Below are 251 nucleotides of genomic sequence, written 5' to 3'. Positions count from 1 at the left end.
GGTGCTGGTGACCCAGGTGTTTATCCTTTTGATAATACCATAGAATTAGACCCAACAACAAGCTTAAACTGGGATATATATGTACAAGATGCTAACGGTTGTGTAATCGCAGTGCCATTAGCTATCACCGTAGATACAGATACAACTCCTGATATTTCATTAGCTATTGATGATGAATGTGCAGATGAAGGTAGTTTTGGAATAACGGTTTCATTAGATGCCATAAATACAGGTATTGCTCCTTATACTAT

Annotated in this window: 1 protein-coding gene; it reads left to right on the top strand. The window is 37.5% G+C overall.

Annotation, left to right across the window (positions count from 1 at the left end):
• The coding region (locus tag Q0820_RS16935; protein ID WP_298489484.1) for a hypothetical protein at positions 1 to 251 on the top strand (251 nt) is incomplete at both ends.

The sequence above is a fragment of the uncultured Maribacter sp. genome (assembly GCF_947495965.1).
GTDB lineage: Bacteria > Bacteroidota > Bacteroidia > Flavobacteriales > Flavobacteriaceae > Maribacter_B.
This window is presented reverse-complemented; position numbering and strand designations above follow the sequence as displayed.